Genomic DNA, 16,324 nt, shown 5'->3' with positions numbered 1-16,324 from the left:
CTTCTTAAATTTACGGCTGAGATTGACTGACTATTTTCTCTTATATATTTCCTTTTCGCCTTCTTCCATTAATATCAAATTTAGAAGCAGTAACATCAAAATATCCATCTGCTTTGTTGCCGTTAACATCCAATAACTGGATATAAGCACCGGCTATTATACTCGTTGATGAAAACGTTATGTCAAAACCCGAGGTGAGAAAGCCTTCCTGATTACAAAACATTCACTTTTTATATTTCACTCAATTTGTTTTCGAATCACATATCTTTGCCCATTCAAATTGGAAACCAGGATGTCAGAGAATAGTTATAACCGATATACCATTACCGCTGCTTTACCTTATGCTAACGGGCCGGTTCACATAGGTCATTTAGCAGGAGTTTATGTGCCTGCAGATATATACGTTCGCTATTTGCGTAGCCGCGGCAGAGATGTGGCATTTGTTTGTGGGTCTGATGAGCATGGTGTGGCTATCACGCTTAAAGCAAGAAAAGAGGGGGTTACCCCACAGGAAGTAGTGGATGAGTACCATGAGATTATAAAAGACTCCTTTGAACAGTTTGGAATCTCTTTCAATGTTTATTCCCGAACCTCTGCTCAAGTACATCATGAGACTTCTTCGCAACTGTTTAAAAAGCTCTTTGATCAGGGAGTCTTTAAAGAGAAAACCTCATCACAATATTATGATGAAGAGGCAGGGCAATTTCTTGCAGACCGTTATATTATAGGTACTTGTCCTAATTGTAATTACGATCAGGCTTATGGTGATCAATGTGAAAAATGTGGTTCTTCATTGAGTCCTTCAGAGCTGATAAAACCCAAATCTGCCTTGAGCGGGGGGGAACCGGTTCGTAAGGAAACCACACACTGGTACCTGCCTATGGAGAATTATGAGAACTGGTTACGTCAGTGGATATTGGAAGATCATAAAGAATGGAAAGCCAATGTCTATGGACAGTGTAAGTCATGGCTGGATGCAGGTCTTCGACCCAGAGCAATGACCCGGGATTTGGATTGGGGAGTAAAAGTGCCGGTAGAAGGGGCCGATGGGAAGGTGCTTTACGTTTGGTTTGACGCGCCTATTGGGTATATATCTGCTACTAAAGAATGGGCCCGGAGTCATGGGAAAGATTGGGAGCCTTATTGGAAAGCAAAGGATACACGACTGATACATTTTATTGGAAAGGATAACATTGTATTTCATTGTATTATATTTCCGAGTATTCTAAAAGCAGAAGGCAGTTATATTTTACCTGATAATGTGCCTGCTAATGAATTTCTTAACCTGGAAGGAGACAAGATCAGCACTTCGCGCAACTGGGCCGTCTGGCTGCACGAATATTTGGAAGAGCTACCGGGCAAGGAGGATGTACTTAGATATACATTGTGTGCCAATGCGCCTGAAACGAAAGATAATGATTTTACATGGAAAGATTTCCAGGCCAGGAATAATAACGAATTGGTGGCCATTTATGGTAATTTTATTAACAGGGCGCTGGTACTTACTCATAAGTATTATAATGGAAAGATACCCGAACGACGCGAACTTTTTGACATAGACACAGAAGCTATTAACCGGGTAAAAGAAACCCCTGAAAGGATCGCAAAAGCGTTAGAAGCCTTCAAGTTCAGAGATGGCCTGAATGAATTTATTGACCTGGCGAGGACAGGAAATAAATACCTGGCTGATACCGAACCCTGGAAGATGATAAAAGATAATCCTGAACGTGTTCACACTATTTTAAATATTGCGCTTCAAATAGCCGCAAATCTGGCCATATTGGGAGAACCATTTTTGCCTAAAACGTCATTAAAACTCCTAAATATTCTGAGAACTCCCATTAGTAACTGGGACAGTGCTGGTGGGGCAGAATTGTTGATGGCAGGACATCAACTCGGTGAGGTGGAGCTACTATTTGAGAAAATAGAAGATCACGTAATAGCAGCTCAAATTCAAAAACTACAAAATACCAAAGATCAGAACGCACAGGCGGAAGTACCTGTTAAAGCCCCCAAACCGGGAATTACATATGATGACTTTTCTAAGTTAGACATCCGGATAGGTACTGTACTTACTGCAGAAGCTATGCCCAAGTCTAAAAAACTGTTGAAACTGCTCGTTGATACCGGAATAGACAAAAGAACTATTCTGAGTGGAATAGCACAGCACTACGGTCCTGAGGAGATCATTGGTAAGCAGGTTAGTGTGTTGGTTAACCTGGCCCCCAGGAAAATGATGGGTATTGAGTCGCAGGGAATGATATTAATGGCTGAAGACTCATCGGGAGATTTGAAATTTGTATTGCCCTCAGAAACAGTGGATAATGGTGCTATGGTTAGTTAACCTTGCTGGTGTTTAGCTGTTTTTTCTTCGAATGTGATATCTGAACCGTTCCTGATATGGAGCTTAATATTTACGATCAATTCTTCAGCCCCGGCTTCAATAGATGCGCGCTGAGCACGTTCCAGTAAAGCAAGTACTTTGCCGTATTCACCTTCTATCACTGTTTCCATAGGTGTAACGATATATTTCAATCCTGAATCTTTGATCACATCGATAGCTGCGTCAATCAGTGGGTAATAATCTTTCAGGGTAGTTTTGGGGATTATCTGTATAGCTGCGTTGATTGTATTTTCCATATGTTGTTTCTGATGCTAATCGTTGAACTGACCCATTGTTCTTTCTATTCCAGCAGTACAAAAAGAAAATATCATCTCAATTGCTTTATCCATTTTAAAGGGCAATTCTTCAAATTCATGCTTGGTGAAATTACTCAGTACATAATCTGCTTGTCTGCCTCTTGGGAAGTCATCTCCTACACCAAATTTAAGCCTGGGGTAATCCTGCCCTCCTGTAAGTTGTTCAATGTTTTTCAGACCATTGTGTCCGGCCGAGGAGCCTTTGGCACGCATTCTTAAATTGCCAAATGGTAGTGCAATTTCATCTACAATTACCAATAAGTTTTCTTTTGGTACTTTCAGTTCTTTTAGCCAATAATTGAGCGCTTTCCCACTTAGATTCATAAAGGTCGTGGGTTTTATAAGGTGAATATGCCGTCCCTTGTACTTTATATCGGCTTTATCTGCATAGCGATTGTGTTCAAAAGATGTATTATGCTCGTCTGCCAGACGGTCCAGGACCAGGAAGCCTATGTTGTGACGCGTTAGCTCATATTCTATGCCTATGTTGCCTAAGCCAGCTACTAAATATTTCATCTTTTTAATTATGAGGTTAAAAATAGTCTATAAACAAAAAAATCCTGCTCGATCAGAGCAGGATTTAACTTTTCATATGACTGCTATTTATTCGTCGCCGCCTTCAGGAGTTGCAGCTTCTTCCACCTCTTCTCCTACTCCGTCTTCTTCTTCATCTGTTTTACCTCTAAGTGCTCTCGGTACCTCTACCACGGCTACGGAAGCAATCGATGAATCAAGTATTTCAAAATTGCTGACTTCAATTTCGTTGACCTTTACAGCTCTGCCAAAGTCCAGTTTACCTAAATCTACAACAATATGTTCAGGCATATCTTTAGGCAATGCCAACACCCTCAGATGTCTCCTTTTCTTAATGAGTGTTCCACCTTTAGCTACACCTGGTGATGTGCCTTCAAAGTGAACAGGGATATCCATTTTCAGTTTTTTGCCTTCAAAGATCTGTAGAAAATCTACATGAAGGATTACTTCACTTACAGGATGGAACTGTATATCTTGAAGTACAGCCTGAAACTCTTTACCTTCTATGTTCAAATGAACAAAATGGGCTTCATCAGTATATACCAACTCTCTGAAAAGAATCATTGGAGCTGAAAAATGAATTTGCTCATCACCTCCGTATAAAACGCAAGGTACCTGGCTGTCAGCTCTAAGTCTCTTGGCTTCTGATTTGCCGAGATTTGCTCTTTTAAACCCTATAATCTCAACTGTTTTCATAATTATAAATTTGGTTACTATTAAATATTGATATTATTTCTGTATAAAAAGTGAGCTGATTGAACCGTGTGTGTGCACATTACGTATCGCTTTTGCGAATAGATCACATAGTGTCAAAACTCTGATTTTATCGGACTTTCCTTTTAAAGGAATACTATCTGAAACAACCAATTCTTCCAGAACAGAGTTATTCAGATTTTCATAGGCTTTTCCTGATAATACAGGATGCGTTACAACCGCTCTCACCGAGTTGGCCCCGTTTTCTTTAATTAATGCCGCTGCTTTACACATCGTCCCACCGGTATCTATAAGGTCATCTACCAGTACTACGTCTTTACCCTTCACATCACCTATTAAACGCATCGAAGCTACTTCATTTGCTCTTTCTCTATACTTATCGCATACCACTAATTCTGCGCTGAAAAATTTAGCAAAGCTTCTGGTTCTCTTCACTCCACCTACATCAGGAGAAGCAAAAATGAGGTTTTCAAGATTTAATGATCGAAGATAAGGTACAAAAATCGCTGTGCCGTCCAGGTGGTCAACGGGTATATCAAAGAACCCTTGAATTTGATCCGCATGGAGATCGCACGTCATGATGCGATGAGCGCCGGCAGCGGATAATAGGTTGGCCATTAACTTAGCCGCTATAGCTACACGTGGCTTATCTTTTCTATCTTGTCGTGCGTATCCAAAATAAGGGACAACGATAGTGACATATTTGGCGCTGGCCCTCTTGGCAGCGTCTATCATGAGCAAGAGCTCTACAAGGTTGTCAGAAGGCCCGAAAGTAGATTGTATGATAAATACATCACACCCTCTTACAGATTCAGCAAAATACGGAGCCATTTCTCCATCACTGAAAACCTGTAACGTTGCTTCGCCTAAAGGCTTTCCGTAAGCATTAGCTATTTGTTCTGATAAATAGGTTGTGGCACTTCCTGAAAATATTTTTACTGATGACATAACCGTTGTAGAAAACCCAAAATAAACCGGGGCAAGCTCAAGCTTACCCCGGTTTTATTTTAAAACACTTACATGTTTCTCAAAAAAACAGTCTCTTAAAGTTGCCCGACTAGGGCTCGAACCTAGACTCTTCTGAACCAAAATCAGACGTGTTGCCAGTTACACCATCGGGCATTAATATCTTTCCTGATTTTTTGAGGTGGCAAATTTAAAAATTAATTTGCTAAAATCTAAAGAGCAGAATGAAAAATAATTCTAGTTAGCCAATTGTGCTCGCTTCTTTTGTTCTTCAATGAAACCATCAGCGAAAAACTGGTATTTATTGAGGATTGACTTGACGGCATTACGTACCTCCTGGTAGTTATCGAAGTTGAGTTTTGAGTATTCATCGGTAGCATATCCTTGCCATATTGAAGAATTTTGCTTCCTGTCAAATACCTGGATCAGCAATGTGCCCTGGTCAAGATTGAATTTGAGTTGATTATAATCTAAATCACGGTCCCGGCTTTTCATCCAATCATTAATGTCAGGTTGATCATAACCCCTGAATTTAAGACTGTCATAAAATACAGCATAGTTTAAAAGAAGGTCTGGCTTATTCTTCTTTCGCTTGTAACCCAAGAACTTCATATGCTGGGCAATAGAAGACTTTACAAGTGTTGTATCAGAACCCAATAACGTATTGCTTACAATGAAATCGTAAGATTTGTATTTATTGAATCGCCCCTTGTAGCTATAATCGTATTCTACGGGGAGTTCTTTATAGCCGAAACATCCGGATAAGATCACAATAAGAGTCAGGTATAAAGGCTTTTTCATGTTATCACAATTTTAAACAGCTTATGAATTTACTGCAATTTTTCTTTATTAAGAAATGATGTTATGTCATTTTAACAACACTTGCCCTCTTTTGATTTTTTTCAACCCAATTTTTTGCATTTACAAAGGCTTCTATCCAGGGAGAAACCTCATCTTCTTTCCTAACTCTCGGATAGTCAGCCCAATTATATGGGTATAGTGATCTTTCAATATGAGGCATTATAGCCAGATGACGTCCATCAAATGAAGCTAAGGCCGCGGTAGAAAAATCTGAGCCGTTAGGGTTGCCGGGGTACTGTGAATAAGTATAATAACTTGCTATGTTGTAGTCCGAGATCTTTCCCGGTAATACAAAACGACCTTCACCATGGGCCAGCCATACCCCTAATCTACTACCTTCAAATGACTTTAACATTACTGAGTTGTTTTCAGGGATATCGAGGGTAAGGAAAGAAGATTCAAACTTGCCGGAGGCATTATGATGCATTTTAGGATGCTTCTCCAGACCGGGATATAGTAAGCCAAGCTCCATCATAAGTTGACATCCATTGCATACCCCCAGGCTCAGTGTATCTTCCCTGGCATAAAAGTTATCCAACGCCTGCTTAGCCTTGGGGTTATAGAGAAAAGCTCCAGCCCAGCCTTTTGAAGAACCCAGAACGTCGCTGTTAGAAAAGCCACCTACAAAAACAATGAAATTAACATCGGTAAGATCCTCACGTTCATTGATTAGATCAGTCATGTGCACATCTTTTACATCGAAGCCGGCCAAATGCATGACCCATGCCATTTCACGGTCCCCGTTAACGCCCTTTTCTCGAATAATAGCGGCTTTTATATTAGACCTCGATTTTCTTTTTGCATCTATGCCGTAGTCATTCAGTTTCCCTGAGAAATTTTCAGGAAAAACATAGTTCAGTGCCTGATGCTTGTAATTATCATATCTGGATTTAGCCAGTTCACTACCAGATTGACTACGGTCAAGCAAGTAAGAGGTTTTAAACCAGGTGTCTCTTAATTCATCTACGTTAAAATTATGTAATGTATCACCCGTTCCTATGCTGACTTTTCCGGTCTCTTCATAGGAGCCAATGACATAATAAGACAGGTTAGCAGAAGAAAATATCCTTTCTACCTCATCAAGCTTTTCAGTTTGAATAATTACCCCCGGTTTTTCGCTGAACAGTAATTTGATATGATCATTTTCTTCAAACTTTGATAAGTCTATTGTCATACCGGATTTAAGAGAAGGAAAGCACATTTCGAGCAATGCTGTAATCATGCCCCCGGCAGAAATATCATGACCGGATAATACAAGGTTTTGATTGATAGCCTGTTGCAAGCTTTCAAATGCCTTGATAAAGTAATCAGCATCAGATACCTGTGGGGTTTCATTACCTAATTGATTAATAACCTGGGCAAAAGAACTACCACCTAAATGGAAGTCGTCTTTTGTGAAATCAATATAGACCAGTACTGAACCATTCACCTTTTTCAAGTCAGGGCTGATGATTTTAGTCACATCTGAAACTTCGGCAGCGGAACTCACAATAACAGTACCTGGAGAATATACGGTTTTTCCGTCAGGATACTTTTGTGTCATAGAAAGGGAGTCTTTTCCTGTAGGTACATTAATACCTAATGCTATAGCAAAATCACTTAATGCTTTTACAGCTTCATAAAGGCGCGCATTTTCCCCTTTATTTTTTGCAGGCCACATCCAATTAGCACTTAATGATACCCCTTTTAAACCATGGGTTAAGGGGGCCCATACCAGGTTAGTAAGTGCTTCGGCTACCGACAGTTTTGACCCTGCCACAGGGTCTATCAATGCAGGTACCGGAGCATGACCAATAGAAGTGGCTACTCCTTTAAGACTGCTATAGTCAAGCATCATTACCCCTACATTATTCAGTGGTAGTTGTATCTCGCCGCATGTTTGCTGTTTGGCGACTTTACCCGTTACGGATCTATCTACTTTATTCGTTAACCAATCTTTGCAAGCAACAGCTTCTAACTGAAGCACTTGTTCAAGATAGACATAGAGTTTCGTTGAGTCGTAGTCTAACGCTTCAAATTGTTGATCATTCCGGCTGTCCTCTAACACCAATTTTGGTGAGGAACCAAACATATGAGAAAGGTTCCAGTCGATAGCGTTTTTACCGGTCTCTTTATTTTCAAAAACGAATTTACCGTCGTTGGTTACATCACCTACTACATACATAGGTGCCCGTTCACGTTCAGCAACTTGTTTAAGTACATCAAGATCTTTATCACGCATCACTAACCCCATGCGCTCTTGTGATTCATTACCGGCTATTTCTTTATCTGATAGGGTGGGATCACCTACTGGTAATGCATTTATATCAATTTTTCCTCCGGTTTCTTCTACCAGTTCGGAAAGACAATTTAAATGACCTCCGGCGCCATGGTCATGAATGGAAACGATTGGGTTTTCAGCACTTTCTTCCATTGCACGGATAGCATTCATAGCTCTTTTTTGCATTTCAGGGTTAGAACGTTGAATAGCGTTGAGTTCTATTGCATTGCCAAATTCTCCTGTAGCGACTGAAGAGACAGCGCTACCCCCCATGCCAATACGATAATTATCACCGCCGAGTATAACGATCTTATCTCCCTCTTTTGGGACTTCTTTTAGACTATCCTCTTTTTTGCCAAAACCAATACCACCGGCAAGCATAATAACCTTGTCAAAACCATGAAATTTATCCGCTTCTTCATGTTCAAAGGTTAATATACTCCCTGAGATAAGCGGTTGGCCAAATTTATTACCAAAGTCACTGGCCCCATCAGAAGCCTTTATTAAAATGTCCAGGGGTGTTTGATATAACCAGGGACGGGCTTTTGTCTTTTGTTCCCAGGACCGGTCCTTCTCAAGCCGCGAATAAGACGTCATATATACTGCCGTACCCGCCAAAGGCAGGCTGCCTTTACCACCGGCCAGACGATCACGTATCTCGCCTCCGGAGCCTGTAGCAGCACCGTTAAAAGGCTCTACCGTGGTAGGAAAATTATGAGTTTCTGCTTTAAGACTAATAACAGTTTCTATGTCTTTGGTCTCAAAGTAATCCGGTCGATGTTGAGTTTTAGGAGCAAACTGTTCTACTGTAGGCCCGGAAACAAAGGCTACATTATCCTTGTAAGCCGATACGATCAGGTTGTGATTTTCGACCGAAGTCTGTTTGATCATTTGGAATAATGAACGGTCCATTTCTTTGCCGTCAATAACAAATGTGCCATTGAATATCTTATGTCGGCAATGTTCAGAGTTAACCTGCGAAAAGCCAAATATTTCACTGTCAGTAAGCTTTCTGCCCAGTTGTTCACTCACAGAATTGAGATATTCTATTTCTTCCTTATTTAGCGCCAGTCCTTCCTGAGCATTGTAGGCGGCAATATCTTCAATTTCTATCACCGGTTCCGGAGCATGTGAAAGTGTGAATATTTCATGGTCAAGTCCTTCATAAATAACAGAAAGCATTGGATCATGTGGCACGTTTTTGCCATCTACCTGTACAAACTGTTCAATCCGATCTATACCCGAGATACCCATATTTTGACATATCTCAACTGCATTTGTACTCCACGGAGTGATCATTTCCTTCCTGGGTCCCATGAAATACCCTGTTATTTGGTCAGCCTTTTCAGGAGAAGCATTGCCAAATAACCATACCAGTTTGTTGACATCATTTTCGTTAATCGGAGCATTGGTTTTTACTGCATAAACCGAACTCATCGGGCCATGAAAGAACTGTATCATTTATTCCAATATAAGAAGTGTAAGTGGTTGTGCCACAAAAGTAGAGAAATACATAATAAATGAGGACTAAAATAATTTTTAAAGGTTATCCGTATGTTAATACGATCTATTTTATCCGATTTGGGTGTTTTTTTACCCAATTGCACCTAGTTGCATTGACTTTCATCCATTTTTTAGTTAAATCTTAAAGAGAAATCAAGGAATATATGGATTTTAATTTACCCAACGATCCTGGAATTTATGATGAGATGTTCGATCAGGCTGGAAAATGCCGCCCACACTATCAGAAGTTCAAAGATAAAATAAACGAAATATCAAGGAAGAGACTTAAACAACTTCAACATTCTACAGGGAAGTCTCAGCTTGCTATGGGTATGACATTCAATGTATACCATGACAAGCAAGGCCTTGAAAAAATATTACATTTGGATGTTGTACCAAGGATTATAAATGCCACAGACTGGAAGAAGCTGGAAATTGGTCTCCAACAGAGGATTGAGGCCATCAATTTATTCATCCAGGACATCTATAATGATCGAAAAATACTCAAGGATAAAGTTGTGCCTTCAGACCTTATCTTATCCAGTAAAGATTACCTGGAACCTTGCGTCGGTTTCACTCCTCCTAAAGGCATTTGGTGTCATATTACAGGTACTGATTTAGTACGGGATAAGGATGGAGAGTTTTACGTTCTTGAAGACAACCTCCGTTGTCCTTCAGGAGTTTCTTATTTATTGGAAAACCGTGAAATAATCAAGCGCGTATTTCCGGATCTCTTTTATCAACTGGGTGTTCGTCCTGTATCGGATTATCCCGGAAAGCTATTGAGCATGTTAAAGTATCTATCCGGTAAAGCAAAGCCTGTGGTTGCCGTGCTTACTCCCGGTGTTTTTAATTCAGCCTATTTTGAGCACTCTTACCTCGCACAGCAAATGGGTGTTGAGCTGGTGACGGGACCTGATTTGATTGTAGAAAACAACAGGTTGTATATGCATACAACTCAAGGGTTACGACAGGTCGACGTATTGTATCGCAGAATTGATGACCTGTTTCTGGACCCACTTAACTTTAACCCTGATTCACTACTGGGGACTCCTGGTTTTTTCGATGCCTACAAGGCCGGTCATCTTGCCTTTGCCAATGCCCCTGGTACAGGTGTGGCAGACGATAAGGCGGTATATGCCTATGTGCCGGATATGATCAGGTACTATTTGAACCAAGAGCCATTACTATCTAATGTGCCCACCTATTTATGTTCCAGACAGAAAGATCTTGAATATGTATTAGAACATTTAAGTGAACTGGTGGTGAAAGAAACGAATGCAGCCGGAGGTTATGGGATGTTAATAGGGCCCAGATCTACGAAAGAACTGCAAAATGAGTTTTATAATAAGATCAAAAAGAACCCGAGAAACTATATTGCACAACCGACATTATCCTTGTCTACAGTGCCTACGCTGGATGGCAATTGCATAGAAGGCCGTCATGTAGACCTGAGACCATATGTTCTTTACGGAGAAAAAATAGAGGTACTGCCGGGTGCACTTACCAGGGTGGCTCTTGTGAAAGATTCGCTTGTGGTTAATTCCTCTCAGGGAGGAGGGAGTAAGGATACATGGGTCCTATACAGTTAAATGAAAAAGTCAATAGAAATATAGTCAAGTATGTTGAGCAGAGTAGCAGACTCCATTTATTGGTTAGGCAGGTATGTGGAACGTGCAGAAAATTATGCACGTTTTATTGACGTTAACTTAAACTTATTGCTGGATCTGCCTCCGGGGTTAAATGAACAATGGGAACCACTCGTAACAGTAACGGGTGATAAGGATTGGTATACCTCGAAGTATAATAATTTCAGCCGTGATAATGTCGTCTTTTTTATGACGTTTGATGAAGAAAATCCTAATTCTATTATTTCATCTATTTCAAGGGCACGCGAAAATGCAAGGATTATACGCGAAAACCTGGCGCGTGAATCGTGGGAAAAACTCAATGAATTATACTACATTGTAAAAAATGCCAAAAAGAAGAAGGTCTGGCTTAAGAACGACCCTCGTGTTTTTTTTGAACAAATAAAATACGGTATTCAGTTAATCTATGGTATTGCAGATAATTCTGTTTCCCGGACTGAAGGCTGGTACTTTAGTCAAATTGGACAATTCCTGGAGCGTGCAGATAAAACTTCACGAATACTTGATGTGAAATACCATATATTGCTTCCTTCCCTGGAAGAGGTAGGTTCTACATTGGACTTTTTGCACTGGGCTGCTTTATTGAAATCGGTAGGTGGCTTTAATACTTACCGACGTTTTTATGGAGGTATCGAACCCGCTGGTGTACTGGAATTTCTGGCATTGGATCAGTATTTCCCCAGATCAATACTCTTTTGCCTGAGACAGGCAGAAAAGGGGTTACATTGCGTATCGGGATCTCAAGAATCCGGTTATTCCAATGTGGCAGAAAAAAAATTAGGAGCGTTACGCTCTGAGCTGGAGTTTGCTGATGTCAATGACGTGATGGATTTTGGATTACATGAGTTCATGGATTCTATTCAGATAAAAATAAATAACATTTCCGACGAAATACATAACCGCTTTTTTAAGATTACCGATAACTTTACCGGAATCCAAAGTCTTCAAGAATGACATATTGTTTAGGGATCAAAACGAGATCAGGTGTAATTGGACTGGCTGATACACGTATTACCTCCGGTAGCGATACTACTACTGCGAAAAAGATATTTACAGTAAAAAGAGAAAAGCATTCCTTTTTTATCATGACGTCCGGGCTGCGCTCGGTGAGAGATAAGGCCATCACTTATTTCAAAGAAGTGATAGAGGAGGAGGACCAAACTTTCAATAAGCTGTATGAGGCGGTAAATAAATTTGGAGATCAGGTAAAAAGAGTTGCCCGTGAAGACAAGGTTTCATTAGCGGAAAGTGGTATGGCCTTCAATCTGTATGCCATAGTGGGTGGCCAATTGGAGCAGGACAATGAACCCAAATTGTACTTGCTCTATCCTCAGGGGAACTGGATAGAGGTTGGAGAAAATACACCTTATGTCATTATTGGTAATACAGGTTTTGGCAATCCAATTTTAAAAAGATCGTTAACTTATGAGACTGATCTGGAATTTGCCTTAAAAAGTGCTTTTCTGTCATTTGATGCAACTCGTATAAGTGCTAATGATGTGGACTATCCCATTGATACGGTGATTATGAGAAATGACGGTTATCTTATATTGGAGAACCGATTTGAAGAAAAAGAATTAGGTCATATTTCAGAATTCTGGAATTCACATTTGCGTAATGCTATTGACCAGCTTCCTGCTGAAGCGCTGGATAAGGCTTTCCAAAATCTGAACCTTCGCAAGGAAGTTCTATAGTTATGCGCTTGAATATCAGGCATAACACACTGTATAGCTATTCTAAGACAGTTTTCCTTGAGCCGCATTACCTGCTGATGTATCCATTGCAACGGCCTTATGTAACAGTAGAGCATATATCATTTGACATATCCCCTCAACCATTAGGGACTGCGGATGTACTTGATATATTTAATAATCCTACAAAGCAGATATGGTTTGCAGAAATGCAAAATATGCTGCACATAGAAGTGGACATGGTATTGAGTTTAGAACCTTTCAATCCATTTACTTTTTTACCATTTCCGGAAGTGGATTTATCTCACTCAGAACTATATGCTTTTGAAAAGACACATGCGTTAAATCCGTTTTTGCGCTATGATGAAGAAATGATAACAGAGGATATGAAAACGTTACTTAGTGATATGGTGGCAGGAGCAAGAAATGATATAATTGCTACCTTAACCAATTTGCTAGGACATATTCATAAAAACTGGGACCATAGTATCCGCTTGCATCCTGATGTGTGGTCGTCAGATGAATGTTACAACAAAAAAAAGGGATCATGCAGGGATCTGGCATGGATGATGATGATCATGCTGAGGTATTTAAAACTGGCCACTCGTTTTGTGAGTGGGTATTCTTTTAATCCTGAGCAGAGAAACGGTCATGAGCTACATGCTTGGCTGGAAGTGTTTATACCAGGGGGAGGTTGGATAGGAGTAGACCCTAGTCTTGGACTTTTTGCTACTGATCATTTTGTGCCTTTAGCTGTAGGTAGTGAGCCTAAATTTACCATGCCTGTAAATGGTTCTTACAGAGGCTCGGCCATTTCAAACATGGAAAGTACGGTCACTATCAGAAAGATGGACTGAACTTCACCTTCGAATGAAGATCTACTGCTTTATTGAATGGAAAGGCCTGTTGTAAAAACCTAGAAAAACTTTTTATAGTTAGTGTCTTCCTTCCAGAACTCACGGCACTTTTTAATATGTTCTTCTCTGAACGGTTCATTCTTTTTGAGCTCTTTCCAATCGCCCATGCCCAATTGCTCACAAAGTTTAAAGAAGCGATCCCCTTGACCGGCTTTTTTATCTTGTATCAATGCGCTAAGCAATGGACGATTTTCCTCGTGTTCCTCTTCTGATATTTCATCCAGTATCTCACCCAGAAGCTGCTTCTCATGTTTGATATCCATGTTCAACCCTAAATCAGCTTGGTTGATTAATCTTCTGTAAGAAATAGGGCCCTCGTCGGTGCGAGCGAGCTGAATTAACTTATTACGTACGCGACTATTCAAATTCTCGGTAATTTTGGGCCAATGATAGCAAATTTAGAATAGGATTAAAAGTAAGCGGATATGTAACTATCTCTAGATGAGTAAAAATGCTGCACAATCTCCTTTAATCGGCAAATAACCCGGTAGCTTGGTTTGGTTATCAGACCAGTCTTTTGGGCTATTTTGTTAATAATAAGCGATAAAAAGTGTTTATCCGGGTGTCGACAGACAATAATCACCAAAGTTTAAAGTAAAGCATTTAAAGAATAATATCATTCTGTTGCAAAAACCTTGAAAGTCTTCAGGTAAATTAAACTGGAAAACCTTCTGTTCTATGAATTGAAAGGAAGTTGAGCAGGTCATGAATGGACCAATAACTCAGTTGCCTTTTCCAGTAGTTGGCCATGTTTGCAACATATTATTTCCAAATGATGGAGCCTAATCCTTTTTAATAGGCTTGTTATATTTCTTTTTACAATTACCTTATCATATGCTCCGAGGAAAATGCTCAACATGACATTATTATCATTTAAATGAAGTGTTATGTCAGCCTTACTAACATTTAAATGCCGAAATACTGTCCATACATGATATACCTGTTGGCGCCTTTCTTCTGTACTCATATAGTGAGAAGCAAAACGGAAGAGTGATCTGTCAATGATTCGCATTGCTTTGAGCATATATAATAGGTTTGAGAGCCTATTTGGTTTACGCACTATGCTTTTAAAATAACTCCTGGTTAAGCTAAAGCGAGTCGCCAGGCTATACCAAAAGTTGATGCCGATACCATCGGGTGCTATCAAAAATATTTTTTGGATACGACCAGGGAAAAGGGTTAAGGTGCTTAGGGCAAATTTAGCGCCAATGCTAAATGCTATTATAGAGAAAGTATCGATCTTATGTTTTTCCAATATACTTTTCAAAAATCCTCTCCAATCTTCCGGATAAAGGGGTTTTTCCACGTCTGACCAGGTGCTTTCCCCATGGAAGAAAAGGTCAAAGGCATAAATAGTATATTTATAAGATAAGGCATTGATTATCGAACTCATAGATTCAGACCGTTGACCAAAACCATGGAATGCTAGCATTTTCTTTTTACCCCCTTGATATACGTTATAACTTAGAACACCTAAATGATTTTGGAAAGAATGGCGGTCAGCCTTCATGGATTAAATTTTAGCCCGGGCATCAGGTTTCCCCTCAGTAAGGTTATAGTAAATACGTTGTGTGGGATAAGCGAAATCTATATCATCTCTGCTTGCAAAGGCATCCAGGACATTTTGCCATATAGCATCTTCTGTGACACGTCGTTTGTTCGGAACACACAGGTAACGCATCGTGAGCATTACTCCACTGTCTTTTACCGTTACATAAATTATCGGGTCCAGGGTGTTGTAAAATATCATGTATTTTTTTGATGCATCCAACAGTTTTTTTTCAGCTTCTTCTGTGAAGTGAGCACAGTGTTTGGAGACGATATCTTCCAGTATGTCTTTTGCCTTTTTCCAATTACTTTCAAAGGTGACCATCACCCCTATTTCATTCCATATATGACTAAAACCCTGGTCATAATTTGTTTGACTTTGAGTGAAAACCATTCCATTTGGAATATGAATGATGCGGCCGGTACTTTGTTCGGCGTCTACCCAGTTCCCTATTTCATTTATCGTAAATTGAAAAAAGCGGAGGTCTATGACATCTCCTGCATGCGTTCCTATTTGAATACGGTCACCTACATCAAAAGGCCGGCGCAGTAAGATGAAAAGCCAACCGGCAAAGTTGGTGATAGGGTCTTTTAACGCAATGGCCAGGCCCGCAGTCAGTAAACCTAGAAAAGTCGCTAGTGAATCTATTTGCTTTATCCATACAATGCTGATCAAAATTATACCGACTACAACGGTAAAATATTTAATGCCATTACGCCAATAGTAGCGCACTTTAGCCTCCTGTATCTTGGCAAAGATCAGTTGCAGTGTGACAAACCGGAAACCCCACAGTATCATAATTATCCCCAGGGATATTAGCAGCTTTGTTTCAACAGGTCCCAGATTAAGCTGTTCTGCTAACCAGTGTTCTATACTTGCTTCCATCGTTTGTAAGTCAGGTAAGTACTAATGCGCCAAATATAGTGTGAAATAATGAATGATGATTTTACATGAAGCAATAGAAATGTTGAAATTTTTTT

General features: G+C 40.0%; 15 protein-coding genes and 1 tRNA gene. 5 read left to right on the top strand and 11 right to left on the bottom strand.

Annotated elements, in window-relative coordinates; all coding sequences use genetic code 11:
* Positions 1–40: 40 nt before the first annotated feature.
* Positions 41–223 carry a hypothetical protein gene (locus FNH22_RS27600; RefSeq protein ID WP_143401756.1) on the bottom strand — a complete coding sequence of 61 codons (183 nt, stop codon included), beginning with the start codon at positions 221–223 and terminating at the stop codon, positions 41–43.
* Between the two features lie 69 nt (positions 224–292).
* On the opposite strand from FNH22_RS27600, the gene metG reads away from it, so the two are divergent.
* Entirely contained in the window at positions 293–2,344 is a 2,052-nt protein-coding gene (gene metG / locus FNH22_RS27595) for a methionine--tRNA ligase (RefSeq protein ID WP_143401755.1), read from the top strand.
* On the opposite strand, the gene FNH22_RS27590 is transcribed toward metG, so the two are convergent.
* From FNH22_RS27590 to purL, 7 genes are all read right to left on the bottom strand, one after another.
* On the bottom strand, positions 2,341–2,640 hold the full coding sequence (locus FNH22_RS27590; protein ID WP_143401754.1) for a thiamine-binding protein: 300 nt from the start codon (positions 2,638–2,640) through the stop codon (positions 2,341–2,343). The genes metG and FNH22_RS27590 overlap by 4 nt on opposite strands.
* 15 nt (positions 2,641–2,655) lie before the next feature.
* Positions 2,656–3,216, bottom strand: coding sequence for an aminoacyl-tRNA hydrolase (gene pth, locus FNH22_RS27585; protein WP_143401753.1), 561 nt, complete (start codon positions 3,214–3,216; stop codon positions 2,656–2,658).
* An 87-nt stretch (positions 3,217–3,303) separates the two neighbouring features.
* Positions 3,304–3,930, bottom strand: a complete 627-nt coding sequence (locus tag FNH22_RS27580) for a 50S ribosomal protein L25/general stress protein Ctc (protein ID WP_143401752.1) — start codon at positions 3,928–3,930, stop codon at positions 3,304–3,306.
* A 33-nt stretch (positions 3,931–3,963) separates the two neighbouring features.
* A complete protein-coding gene (locus FNH22_RS27575) occupies positions 3,964–4,896 on the bottom strand; it encodes a ribose-phosphate pyrophosphokinase (RefSeq protein ID WP_143401751.1) in 933 nt (310 codons plus the stop codon).
* A 101-nt stretch (positions 4,897–4,997) separates the two neighbouring features.
* A tRNA-Gln gene (locus FNH22_RS27570) sits at positions 4,998–5,070 on the bottom strand.
* Between the two features lie 81 nt (positions 5,071–5,151).
* A complete protein-coding gene (locus FNH22_RS27565) occupies positions 5,152–5,715 on the bottom strand; it encodes a DUF4136 domain-containing protein (RefSeq protein ID WP_143401750.1) in 564 nt (187 codons plus the stop codon).
* Positions 5,716–5,776: 61 nt separating this feature from the next.
* Positions 5,777–9,496, bottom strand: coding sequence for a phosphoribosylformylglycinamidine synthase (gene purL, locus FNH22_RS27560; protein WP_143401749.1), 3,720 nt, complete (start codon positions 9,494–9,496; stop codon positions 5,777–5,779).
* A gap of 206 nt (positions 9,497–9,702) precedes the next feature.
* On the opposite strand from purL, the gene FNH22_RS27555 reads away from it, so the two are divergent.
* From FNH22_RS27555 to FNH22_RS27540, 4 genes are read left to right on the top strand one after another with little or no spacing between them, the layout of a single operon-like run.
* Entirely contained in the window at positions 9,703–11,130 is a 1,428-nt protein-coding gene (locus tag FNH22_RS27555; protein ID WP_143401748.1) for a circularly permuted type 2 ATP-grasp protein, read from the top strand.
* A gap of 30 nt (positions 11,131–11,160) precedes the next feature.
* The gene (locus FNH22_RS27550; RefSeq protein ID WP_143401747.1) at positions 11,161–12,141 is read left to right on the top strand and encodes an alpha-E domain-containing protein; all 981 of its coding nucleotides are present in this window, start codon (positions 11,161–11,163) and stop codon (positions 12,139–12,141) included.
* Positions 12,138–12,881 carry a peptidase gene (locus tag FNH22_RS27545; protein ID WP_143401746.1) on the top strand — a complete coding sequence of 248 codons (744 nt, stop codon included), beginning with the start codon at positions 12,138–12,140 and terminating at the stop codon, positions 12,879–12,881. Before FNH22_RS27550 ends, FNH22_RS27545 begins: the two co-directional genes overlap by 4 nt.
* A gap of 2 nt (positions 12,882–12,883) precedes the next feature.
* Positions 12,884–13,735, top strand: coding sequence for a transglutaminase family protein (locus tag FNH22_RS27540; RefSeq protein WP_143401745.1), 852 nt, complete (start codon positions 12,884–12,886; stop codon positions 13,733–13,735).
* A gap of 59 nt (positions 13,736–13,794) precedes the next feature.
* Here FNH22_RS27540 and FNH22_RS27535 read toward each other — a convergent pair whose 3' ends face one another.
* From FNH22_RS27535 to FNH22_RS27525, 3 genes are all read right to left on the bottom strand, one after another.
* On the bottom strand, positions 13,795–14,058 hold the full coding sequence (locus tag FNH22_RS27535) for a hypothetical protein (protein WP_143401744.1): 264 nt from the start codon (positions 14,056–14,058) through the stop codon (positions 13,795–13,797).
* A gap of 440 nt (positions 14,059–14,498) precedes the next feature.
* On the bottom strand, positions 14,499–15,227 hold the full coding sequence (locus FNH22_RS27530) for an alpha/beta hydrolase (RefSeq protein ID WP_255518174.1): 729 nt from the start codon (positions 15,225–15,227) through the stop codon (positions 14,499–14,501).
* Positions 15,228–15,308: 81 nt separating this feature from the next.
* A complete protein-coding gene (locus FNH22_RS27525; protein ID WP_143401742.1) occupies positions 15,309–16,229 on the bottom strand; it encodes a mechanosensitive ion channel family protein in 921 nt (306 codons plus the stop codon).
* Between the last annotated feature and the right edge of the window lie 95 nt (positions 16,230–16,324).

It is taken from the genome of Fulvivirga sp. M361, from assembly GCF_007097395.1.
Lineage (GTDB): Bacteria > Bacteroidota > Bacteroidia > Cytophagales > Cyclobacteriaceae > Fulvivirga.
The sequence above is the reverse complement of the archived record's forward strand: the minus strand, read 5'-3'. Positions and strand labels throughout refer to the sequence as shown.

Bases quoted from the DNA above. Each gene is read 5' to 3' on its own strand.
- FNH22_RS27590 (WP_143401754.1), bottom strand. From the start codon at position 2,640: ATGGAAAATACAATCAACGCAGCTATACAGATAATCCCCAAAACTACC.
- pth (WP_143401753.1), bottom strand. From the start codon at position 3,216: ATGAAATATTTAGTAGCTGGCTTAGGCAACATAGGCATAGAATATGAG.
- FNH22_RS27540 (WP_143401745.1), top strand. From the start codon at position 12,884: ATGCGCTTGAATATCAGGCATAACACACTGTATAGCTATTCTAAGACA.
- metG (WP_143401755.1), top strand. From the start codon at position 293: ATGTCAGAGAATAGTTATAACCGATATACCATTACCGCTGCTTTACCT.
- FNH22_RS27600 (WP_143401756.1), bottom strand. From the start codon at position 223: ATGTTTTGTAATCAGGAAGGCTTTCTCACCTCGGGTTTTGACATAACG.
- FNH22_RS27580 (WP_143401752.1), bottom strand. From the start codon at position 3,930: ATGAAAACAGTTGAGATTATAGGGTTTAAAAGAGCAAATCTCGGCAAA.
- FNH22_RS27575 (WP_143401751.1), bottom strand. From the start codon at position 4,896: ATGTCATCAGTAAAAATATTTTCAGGAAGTGCCACAACCTATTTATCA.
- FNH22_RS27530 (WP_255518174.1), bottom strand. From the start codon at position 15,227: ATGCTAGCATTCCATGGTTTTGGTCAACGGTCTGAATCTATGAGTTCG.
- FNH22_RS27565 (WP_143401750.1), bottom strand. From the start codon at position 5,715: ATGAAAAAGCCTTTATACCTGACTCTTATTGTGATCTTATCCGGATGT.
- FNH22_RS27525 (WP_143401742.1), bottom strand. From the start codon at position 16,229: ATGGAAGCAAGTATAGAACACTGGTTAGCAGAACAGCTTAATCTGGGA.
- FNH22_RS27550 (WP_143401747.1), top strand. From the start codon at position 11,161: ATGTTGAGCAGAGTAGCAGACTCCATTTATTGGTTAGGCAGGTATGTG.
- FNH22_RS27545 (WP_143401746.1), top strand. From the start codon at position 12,138: ATGACATATTGTTTAGGGATCAAAACGAGATCAGGTGTAATTGGACTG.
- FNH22_RS27555 (WP_143401748.1), top strand. From the start codon at position 9,703: ATGGATTTTAATTTACCCAACGATCCTGGAATTTATGATGAGATGTTC.
- purL (WP_143401749.1), bottom strand. From the start codon at position 9,496: ATGATACAGTTCTTTCATGGCCCGATGAGTTCGGTTTATGCAGTAAAA.
- FNH22_RS27535 (WP_143401744.1), bottom strand. From the start codon at position 14,058: ATGGATATCAAACATGAGAAGCAGCTTCTGGGTGAGATACTGGATGAA.